Raw genomic sequence first — 9,334 nt, 5'->3', positions numbered from 1 at the left:
AACTCCAGCACCGCCTTGCCTTCGGTCAGCTCGGCGTCCCACGTCCGCGACGCGTCGCGGGCCTGGATCAACGCGGCCTCGGCATCCGCGGGACCGGCATTGCGGACGTGCAGCGCCACACTGGCCGGTTTGAGTTCGACGGTGACGCCTTGACGTTCGGCGGCGATCGCGTTCAGCGTGTCGAAGATCGTGCTCAGCATCGATTCGTCGATGTCGTGGGAGAAGCCGGAGGTGAACTCGGCGCCGTGGCTGCCGACCAGGTGAACGGAGTCGGGCATCGACGACAGCGAGCGAAGGGTGTCCAGCGCGCGCCCGGAGATCAAGGCGGCAGCGGTCGACGGCAGGTCGGCCAATCCGACGAGCGCGGCGGCCGCATCGGCGAGCGGCCGGGCGTCGGCTGGGTTGTTGACGATCGGCGCAAGCGTGCCGTCGAAGTCGGAGGTGACCAGCAGCCGCGGCGTCTGTGCGGCCGAGGCGAGCGCTTTCGTCAGATCAGCCGGTAAGCCCACCGGTCAGATCTTAGGGTGCTCCCCGTCGCCGATCAGCAGCCGCACGGCGAGATCCAGACGCTTGCTGACGTCGGTCGCCGAGGCCCGCCGGGTAAGCCAGGCCAGCAGGTTGGACAGCCACACGTCCGAGATCACCCTTGCGATGTGGTACTGATCCTCGGTCGGCTCGCCGTCACTCATCGCGCGCGCGAACATCGAATCCATCAGCTTGCCGACGTGATCAACCTCACCGGCGGCCGAGGCGTCGGCGAATACGAATGCCCGGGTCATGGCCTCGGTCAGCAGGGGATTGCGTTGCATCGCCCGGTTGAGCTTGCCGACCATCAGATTCAGCCGCTGGTACGGGGTTCCGCCGGCCAGCGACGCGCGATCGGTCTTGGCATCGATGCGCTCGAACTCCCTGCCGAGAGCGGACACGAGCAGGTGCACCTTCGACGGGAAGTAGCGGTACAGCGTGCCGACCGCGACGTCGGCGCGTTCGGCAACGGCGCGCATCTGAACTGCCTCGTAGCCGCCCTTTGACGCGATGGCCAGGGTGGCGTCGAGAATGCGCTTACGGCGCTCACGCTGGGCTTCGGAACCGAGTTCGGACTCGGTGAGTACGGCCACGTTCATCACCTGGCGCGGTCGAGAGTCTGACCCGGACGGCGGGTTGGTGTGTGCTGGCATCGACGTCGCGGACATGCGGCAGGCAGCTCCTTCATCTTGCGCTCTCGGTGAAAACGATACGCATGCCGATCGCTGATTTCTCACCTCCGCGCCCGTTACGACACCGATGTGTCCTGCTGTAACGACGGTCGACTTGACGGTCGAACGCTGGCACTATTAGAACACGTTCTAGTGAGGCGCACGCTTTTCTCACCCAAACGCTAGGAGTCACGGTGTCGGTATCACCCCCGGGGACCATCGCCGCGGAGCAGTTTGCCGTACGCGAACTGATCCGCAGCTGGGCCGCGAGCTCTGGCGCCGTCGCGGCCGCGAGAGACGTGGAACAGGGCCAGCCCGATGCGTGGCGGGCGCCCTACGCGAGCCTGGCCCAACTGGGGATTTTCGGCGTCGCAATTGCCGAGGAGCACGGCGGCGCCGGCGGCACGGTGGAGGACCTGAGCGCGATGGTCGACGAGGCCGCTGCCGCCCTGGTGCCCGGCCCGGTTGCCACCACCGCACTGGCCACCCTCGTCATCGGGGAATCGCATTCCGATCTTCTTGAGTCCTTGGCATCCGGCGAGCGCACCGCGGGCGTCGCACTGGCCGCCGACCTGCGCTACGACGGTGGCAGGGCGTCCGGCACCGCCGAGTATGTCCTTGGCGCCGACGCTTCCGGCGTGCTGCTGCTGCCCGCAGGTGAGACGTTCCTGCTGATCGACGCGGCCGCCGACGGCGTCTCCGTCGAGCCGCTCAAGGCCACCGACTTCTCGTGCCCGCTGGCACGCGTCGTCCTCGACTCCGCGCCCGCGGAGGCCCTGCCTGTATCCGCGCAACGGGTCGCCGATCTGGCGGCGACGGTGCTGGCCGCCGAGGCCGCCGGGCTGGCCCGCTGGCTGCTTACGACCGCCACCGAGTACGCGAAGGTGCGCGAGCAGTTCGGCAAGCCGATCGGCAGCTTCCAGGCGATCAAACACATGTGCGCCGAGATGCTGCTGCGCTCAGAGCAGGCCTCCGTTGCCGCCGCCGACGCCGCAAGGGCCGTAGCGGACCCCGACGAGCGACAGCTGTCCATCGCCGCCGCGGTCGCCGCCTCGGCCGGCATCGACGCCGCTAGGGCGAACGCCAAGGACTGCATCCAGGTGCTCGGCGGCATCGGCATCACCTGGGAGCACGACGCACATCTGTATCTGCGCCGGGCGTACGGGATCGCACACTTCCTCGGTGGCGGACCGCGCTGGCTGCGCCGGGTCGCGACGCTGACACAGCAGAGCGTTCGCAGGAACCTGCACATCGCTCTGGATTCGGTGGAACACCTTCGGCCCGAAATCGCTTCTGCCGTGGCCGAAGTCGCCGCACTTCCCGCCGAGAAGCAGCAAATCGCACTGGCCGACGCCGGACTTCTGGCACCGCACTGGCCGCGGCCGTACGGCAGGGAGGCCGGACCCGCCGAGCAGTTGCTGATCGACCAGGAGTTGGCGGCGGCCGGCGTGACGCGTCCGGATCTGGTGATCGGATGGTGGGCCGTCCCAACGATTCTCGAGCACGGCAGCCGCGAGCAGGTCGAGCAGTTCGTGCCGGCCACGCTGCGCGGCGAGTTCATCTGGTGTCAGCTGTTCTCTGAGCCGGGGGCGGGCTCGGACCTTGCGTCACTGCGCACCAAAGCAGTTCGCGCCGAAGGCGGTTGGAAGCTCACCGGTCAGAAGGTGTGGACGTCAGCCGCGCACAAGGCGGCGTGGGGCGTCTGCCTTGCTCGTACGGACCCGGACGCGCCTAAGCACAAGGGCATCACGTACTTCCTCGTCGACATGTCCTCACCGGGCCTCGAGATCAGGCCGCTGCGCGAGATCACCGGCGACAACCTGTTTAACGAGGTGTTTTTCGACGACGTCTTCGTGCCCGACGAGATGGTCGTCGGACAGGTCAACGACGGCTGGCGGCTCGCCCGCACGACGCTCGCGAACGAGCGCGTCGCGATGGCGCACGGCACCGCGCTCGGCAACCCGATGGAAGAGCTGTTGCGCACGGTGGCCGACCTCGATCTCGACGCGGCAGGGCAGGACCAGCTGGGTGCACTGATCGTGTCGGCCCAGGTGGGTTCGCTTCTGGACCAAAAAATCGCCGAGCTGGCGGTCGGCGGTCAGGATCCCGGCCCGCAGGCCAGCACGCGCAAGCTGATCGGTGTGCGGTATCGGCAGGCATTGTCCGAATTGCGGATGGAGCTCTCCGAGGGTGCGGGCGTCGTCGAGAACAAGACCGTCCACGACTTCCTCAACACCCGCTGCCTCACCATCGCGGGCGGCACCGAGCAGATCCTGCTGACGCTGGCAGGCGAGCGGCTACTTGGCCTGCCCCGCTAGTTAGCTAGCTGAAACTCGCCTGCGCGCAGGCGTCCGGCGAGGTGACGTTCACGCCCGCGTAGACAACCTGGATGTGGCTGCACACGATCAGCGGGACGTCTGTTCTTCGTCCTCCGGTGCGCCAATCGGTGGGCCAGGTGTTGCCGCGCAACGTGAACTTCTCCGGAGGTCCGCCTCCGAAGTAGACGGTCGACAATTCGACCGAGGTCATGGCCTTGAACAGACGAGTGTTTGGCGCGTCGAAGTCTGATTCCACCCAGACGCTGCGGTCCATGGTGCGCACCGTCGTCGTCTGGCGGGCATACAGATCGCCGGGGAATCCGGTCACGCCTTCTGGAGTACGCAGGTTCGCAGCCGTGTTCCACAGGCAATTACCTTCGGCCGCAATGCAATTGGCGGTGACATGCATCTCGAGTGTGGTCACCGGATCGACTGGGATCGACGCATCACCCGTGTCTACAGCCGCCGACGACATGGGCATCGGTGTGACGAGTGCGAGCGTCAACCACGTCGCCGAGATCGCCGCGAGAATGCCGGCCAACCGCTTGGTCACAATTGCTTCCCTCCAGTGCGGCGAATGGTAGCCCGCGCGTTATTCGTCGTAGGTGACTTCCACCGAATCGGATCGCGGCTTGGCCTGGCAACCGAGGATCAGGCCCTCGTCGAGATCCTGCTGTTCGAGCACATCGTTGATGTCCATCTCGACGTCGCCGCTCTTCTTGAGCACCGCGCACGCACCGCAATGGCCTTCGCGGCAGGAGAATGGAGCGTCCAGACCTTTGTCGAGCAGCACGTCGAGCAGGTTGGCGTTGCGCGGCCAGCGGATTTCGTGCTTCTCCCCGTCGAGCGTGACGATCGCGGTGGCCGGCCCCTCGTCGCTGTCGTCTGAGTCATCGGCCGCAATGACGACTCTCGCGAACGGATCCGACTCCAACGACTTGAACACCTCGATGTGGATGCGCTCGGCTGGCAAGCCCGAATTCTTCAGCGCCTCCTCGGCGGCCGCCATGAACGGCCCCGGGCCGCAGATGTATGCGTCGTGCCCGCTGTACGGCGCGGCCAGGCCGGCCAACGCCGCGGCGCTCGGAAGCCCCTGCACGGTCTCCAGCCAGTGCACGACGGTGAGCCGGTCGGGGTACTTGGCAGCGAGCTCGCGCAGCGCGCCGCTGAAAATCACCGAGTTCTCGTCGCGGTTGGCGTAGATCAGAACCACCTTGCCGCTGCCTTCGGCGAGCGCCGACTTACAGATCGCGAGCATCGGCGTGATGCCGCTACCCGCGGCCATCAGCAGGAAGTCGGCTTCGAGTGTCTTGGGGACGAAGGTGCCCGACGGAGCGAGCACGTGCATTTTCATGCCGGCGTGAGCGTGGTCGCACAGCCAGTTCGACGCGTATCCGTCCGCGGTGCGCTTGACGGTGACGGTCATCGGGTCGCCGGTGAACGGTGAGCTGCACAGCGAGTAGCAGCGGGCGACCGAGCCGGTCCGGTCGCTCGGCACGCGCAGCGTCAGGAACTGACCGGGCGCGTAGCGAAGTCGTTCGGCTGGGATTTCGGCTCCGTCAGGCACGGTGAACACCAACGAGCGCGCGTCCTCGGTCTCCTCCACGACGGCGGCCACCTGCAGCTCGAGCACATGGCTACCGAGCGGCTCGTCGGTCACGATCGCGTACCCTTTCGTCGGTGATAACTAGAACAGGTTACAGAAATGCATGTGCCCAGGTCCAGCTGCTGCAGGAATGCGCTGCTCGACACAAATCGTAACGTGTTCTAATCTCTTTTCAGGTCCGTATACCCGGGAGGCAAAGCAGTGACGTCCATTGAACAGCGTGACGTGCAGTCGGTCCTAGCCGGCATCGACGATCTACTGCCGTTGATCGCGAAGCGCGCGCAGGCAACCGAAGATCTGCGCCGCCTCCCCGATGAGACCGTCAGCGAACTCGACGAGGTGGGCTTCTTCAAGCTGCTGCAGCCCGAGCAGTGGGGCGGCCTGCAGTGCGACCCGACCGTCTTCTACGAAGCGGTGCGCAGGATCGCCACCGCGTGCGGCTCCACCGGCTGGGTCAGCTCGATCATCGGTGTCCACAACTGGCACCTTGCGCTGTTCGATCAGCAGGCCCAGGAAGAAGTCTGGGGCGAGGATCCGTCCGTGCGGATCTCGTCGTCGTACGCGCCGATGGGTGCGGGCACCGTGGTCGACGGCGGTTACCTCGTCAGCGGATCGTGGAACTGGTCGTCGGGTTGTGACCACGCCACCTGGGCCTTCCTCGGCGGCCCGGTCATCAAGGACGGCAGGCCCGTCGACTTCGGCAGCTTCCTGATCCCGCGCACCGAGTACAAGATCGACGACGTGTGGCACGTGGTCGGCCTGCGCGGTACCGGCAGCAACACCGTCGTGGTCAAGGACGTGTTCGTGCCGAGGCACCGGTTCCTGTCGTACAAGTCGATGAACGATCGCACCGCGGGCGGGCTGCAGACGAACACCGCGCCGGTCTACAAGATGCCGTGGGGCACAGTGCATCCCACCACCATCTCTGCGCCGATTGTCGGTATGGCGTACGGCGCCTACGACGCGCACGTCGAGCATCAGGGCAAGCGGGTGCGTGCGGCGTTCGCGGGCGAGAAGGCCAAGGACGACCCGTTCGCGAAGGTCCGCATCGCCGAAGCCGCCAGTGACATCGACGCCGCGTGGCGCCAATTGATCGGCAACGTCGGCGACGAGTACGAGCTGCTGAAGGCGGACAAGGAGATTCCGTTCGAGCTGCGGGCCCGCGCCCGTCGCGACCAGGTCCGTGCCACCGGCAGGGCCATCTCGTCCATCGACCGGCTCTTCGAAGCCTCCGGCGCCACCGCGCTGAACAACGATGCTCCGGTGCAACGGTTCTGGCGCGACGCGCACGCAGGCCGCGTGCATGCCGCCAACGATCCGGAACGCGCCTACCTGATCTTCGGTAACAACGAGTTCGGTCTTCCGCCTCAGGACACAATGGTCTGATGACGTCTTTCGCCGCCGAAACCGCTCAACAGCAAGAGATCACCTTCGAGTCGACGTCCCGCTATGCGCAGGTTCGCGATGACATGCGGCTGCACTACCACGAGGCCGGCGTCGGCAACGACAAGACCGTCGTGCTGCTGCACGGCGGCGGCCCCGGTGCGTCGAGCTGGTCGAACTTCGGGCGCAATATATCGGTATTGGCCAAGCACTTTCACGTGCTGGCCGTTGACCAGCCGGGCTACGGACATTCGGACAAGCACACCGAGCACGAGCAGTACAACCGCTACAGCGCCACCGCCCTGCTCAACCTGTTCGACCATCTCGGCATCGAAAGCGCTGACCTGGTTGGCAATTCGCTCGGCGGCGGCACCGCGGTCCGGTTCGCGTTGGACAATGGCAGGCGGGCAGGCCGGCTGGTGCTGATGGGCCCTGGCGGGCTCTCGGTGAATCTGTTCGCACCCGACCCCACCGAGGGTGTCAAGCTGCTCGGCAAGTTCTCCGTCGAGCCGACGCGGGAGAATCTGGAGAAGTTCCTCCGGATCATGGTGTTCGACCAGAATCTGATCACCCCCGAGCTGATCGACGAGCGCTTCGCGATCGCCAGCACGCCCGAATCGTTGGCCGCCACCCGGGCGATGGGAAAGTCGTTCGCGGGCCCCGACTTCGAGCTCGGAATGATGTGGCGCGAGGTGTACAAGCTGCGCCAACGGGTACTTCTCATCTGGGGTCGCGAAGATCGGGTCAACCCGCTCGACGGCGCGTTGGTGGCGCTCAAGCAGATACCGAAGATGCAGTTGCACGTCTTCGGGCAGTGTGGTCACTGGGCGCAGCTGGAGAAGTTCGACGAGTTCAACAAGCTGACGATTGATTTCCTGGGAGGCTGATGATGAGCATCCGGTCACTGGGCTATCTGCGCATCGAGTCGACAGACGTCGCCGCCTGGCGCGAGTACGGCCTCAAGGTCCTCGGAATGGTCGAGGGCAAGGGGCTCACCGACGGTGCGCTATACCTGCGGATGGACGAGTTCCCTGCCCGCCTGGTCATCGTCCCAGGTGAGCATGACCGGCTGCAGGTTTCCGGCTGGGAGACTGCGAATGCCGCGGGACTGCAGGACATTCGCAATCGGCTCGACGTTGAGGGCACGCCCTACAAAGAAGCTTCAGCGGCCGAGTTGGCCGAACGCCGCGTTGACGAGATGATCAGGTTCGACGACCCGTCCGGCAACACCCTCGAGGTGTTCCACGGCGCCGCCCTCGAACACCGCCGGGTCGTGAGTCCGTACGGTCACAAGTTCGTCACCGAGGAGCAGGGCCTCGGCCACGTCGTGCTGACCACCCGCGACGACATGGAGTCATTGCACTTCTACCGCGACGTGCTCGGCTTCAAGCTGCGCGACTCGATGCGGCTGCCACCGCAACTCGTAGGCAGGCCCGCCGACGGGCCTCCGGCGTGGCTGCGCTTCTTCGGCGTGAACCCGCGTCATCACAGCCTGGCCTTCATGCCGGGTGAGACACCAAGCGGCATCGTCCATCTCATGATGGAGGTGGGAGAGGCCGATGACGTCGGCCTGTGCCTGGACCGCGCGCTGCGCCGCAAGGTGCCGATGTCGGCGACCCTTGGCCGCCACGTCAACGACAAGATGCTGTCGTTCTACATGAAGACCCCTGGTGGCTTCGACATCGAATTCGGTTGTGAGGGACTCGAGGTCGAAGACGACGGCTGGGTGGCAAGGGAGAGCACCGCAGTCAGCCTGTGGGGTCACGACTTCAGCGTCGGCTTCAAGTAATAGTGGCCGCCGAGTCGTTGGACCCGCGCACATTCCGAAATGTGCTCGGGCAGTTCTGCACTGGCATCACGGTCATCACCACCATGCACGATGGCGCGCCGGTAGGGTTCGCATGCCAGTCGTTCGCGGCGCTGTCATTGGATCCGCCACTGGTGCTGTTCTGCCCGACCAAGGTGTCGCGGTCGTGGCAGGCCATCGAGTCCAGTGGCAAGTTCTGTGTGAACGTGCTGCACGAGAAGCAGAAGGACGTGTCGGCGCGCTTCGGCTCAAAGGAACCGGACAAGTTCGCCGAAATCGATTGGAACCCTTCGAAACTGGGGTCGCCGATCATCGAAGGCACGCTGGCGCACATCGACTGCACGGTGGATTCGGTGCATGACGGCGGCGACCACTACGTGGTCTTCGGCGCAGTGCATTCGCTGTCGGATGTGCCTCACAAGAAGCCGCGGCCGCTGCTGTTCTACCGCGGTGATTACACGGGGATCGAGCCGGACAAGACCACGCCCGCGCATTGGCGCGACGACCTGGAGGCGTTCCTCACCGCCACCACCGACGACACCTGGCTCTAGCGCAAAGTCAGGAAGTTCCGCCGTCTGCGCCTGGGGTGCCGGTTGCGCCGGTGCTGCCGCCCGTACCCGTAGAGCCGGTGGCTCCTGATTCCCCTCCGAGGCTGCCGGTACCGCCCGCTCCGCCCTGGCCGCCTGCACCGCCGGCGCCACCTGCACCGCCGGCGCCACCCTCTCCGTCTCGACCGGAGCCGCCGCCAACGAGAACAGTGTCAAGGGAATCGCTGCTGGCAGCGCCTCCACGGCCCCCGTTGCCGCCCGTGGCGCCCGTACCGCCGGTGCCACCGGTGCCACCGCTACCGCCCGCGCCGCCGGTGCCGCCGAGCAGTCCGGCGTTGCCGCCTATACCGCCCTGTCCGGCGGCGCCACCGTTGCCTCCCTGCGCGCCCTGGCCGCCGTCACCGCCGTCGCCGCCGTCGCCGCCGATGGCAATGCCGTCTCCGTGTGATGAGCCGCCGCCGCCGCCGTCGCCGCCG

The 9,334-nt window shown here is 66.2% G+C and carries 10 protein-coding genes; 5 read left to right on the top strand and 5 right to left on the bottom strand.

All coding sequences use genetic code 11. The features are described from left to right. Together otsB and kstR are read right to left on the bottom strand one after the other, a co-directional pair. Positions 1-509: trehalose-phosphatase (otsB, locus tag VFH65_RS14340; RefSeq protein ID WP_353322352.1), on the bottom strand; the 509-nt coding region annotated here is incomplete at its 3' end. Positions 510-512: 3 nt separating this feature from the next. Beyond that, positions 513-1,118, bottom strand: a complete 606-nt coding sequence (gene kstR, locus VFH65_RS14335) for a cholesterol catabolism transcriptional regulator KstR (protein WP_353322353.1) — start codon at positions 1,116-1,118, stop codon at positions 513-515. 272 nt (positions 1,119-1,390) lie between these two features. On the opposite strand from kstR, the gene VFH65_RS14330 reads away from it, so the two are divergent. After that, positions 1,391-3,514 (top strand): acyl-CoA dehydrogenase, encoded by a 2,124-nt coding sequence (locus VFH65_RS14330; RefSeq protein WP_353322351.1) that lies wholly within the window; start codon positions 1,391-1,393, stop codon positions 3,512-3,514. A gap of 4 nt (positions 3,515-3,518) precedes the next feature. On the opposite strand, the gene VFH65_RS14325 is transcribed toward VFH65_RS14330, so the two are convergent. Together VFH65_RS14325 and VFH65_RS14320 are read right to left on the bottom strand one after the other, a co-directional pair. Next, entirely contained in the window at positions 3,519-4,067 is a 549-nt protein-coding gene (locus VFH65_RS14325; RefSeq protein WP_353322350.1) for a hypothetical protein, read from the bottom strand. 39 nt (positions 4,068-4,106) lie between these two features. Further along, positions 4,107-5,174 (bottom strand): ferredoxin--NADP reductase, encoded by a 1,068-nt coding sequence (locus VFH65_RS14320; protein ID WP_353322349.1) that lies wholly within the window; start codon positions 5,172-5,174, stop codon positions 4,107-4,109. Between the two features lie 147 nt (positions 5,175-5,321). On the opposite strand from VFH65_RS14320, the gene hsaA reads away from it, so the two are divergent. Genes hsaA through hsaB form a run of 4 tightly spaced genes read left to right on the top strand, consistent with a single transcriptional unit; the run spans position 5,322 to position 8,861 of the window. Beyond that, entirely contained in the window at positions 5,322-6,506 is a 1,185-nt protein-coding gene (hsaA, locus tag VFH65_RS14315; protein WP_353322348.1) for a 3-hydroxy-9,10-secoandrosta-1,3,5(10)-triene-9,17-dione monooxygenase oxygenase subunit, read from the top strand. Next, entirely contained in the window at positions 6,506-7,390 is an 885-nt protein-coding gene (hsaD, locus tag VFH65_RS14310) for a 4,5:9,10-diseco-3-hydroxy-5,9,17-trioxoandrosta-1(10),2-diene-4-oate hydrolase (protein ID WP_353322347.1), read from the top strand. Before hsaA ends, hsaD begins: the two co-directional genes overlap by 1 nt. Positions 7,391-7,392: 2 nt before the next feature. Next, on the top strand, positions 7,393-8,292 hold the full coding sequence (gene hsaC / locus VFH65_RS14305) for an iron-dependent extradiol dioxygenase HsaC (RefSeq protein ID WP_353322346.1): 900 nt from the start codon (positions 7,393-7,395) through the stop codon (positions 8,290-8,292). Positions 8,293-8,294: 2 nt separating this feature from the next. After that, entirely contained in the window at positions 8,295-8,861 is a 567-nt protein-coding gene (hsaB, locus tag VFH65_RS14300; protein ID WP_353322345.1) for a 3-hydroxy-9,10-secoandrosta-1,3,5(10)-triene-9,17-dione monooxygenase reductase subunit, read from the top strand. A gap of 7 nt (positions 8,862-8,868) precedes the next feature. On the opposite strand, the gene VFH65_RS14295 is transcribed toward hsaB, so the two are convergent. Beyond that, positions 8,869-9,334 (bottom strand): hypothetical protein (locus VFH65_RS14295; RefSeq protein ID WP_353322344.1); only part of this gene is annotated, 466 nt, incomplete at its 5' end.

The sequence above is a fragment of the Mycobacterium sp. genome, assembly GCF_035697385.1.
GTDB lineage: Bacteria > Actinomycetota > Actinomycetes > Mycobacteriales > Mycobacteriaceae > Mycobacterium.
Note: the sequence above shows the minus strand (reverse complement) of the source record. Positions and strands in the feature narration are given on the sequence as shown.

Bases quoted from the DNA above. Each gene is read 5' to 3' on its own strand.
- hsaD (WP_353322347.1), top strand. From the start codon at position 6,506: ATGACGTCTTTCGCCGCCGAAACCGCTCAACAGCAAGAGATCACCTTC.
- hsaC (WP_353322346.1), top strand. From the start codon at position 7,393: ATGAGCATCCGGTCACTGGGCTATCTGCGCATCGAGTCGACAGACGTC.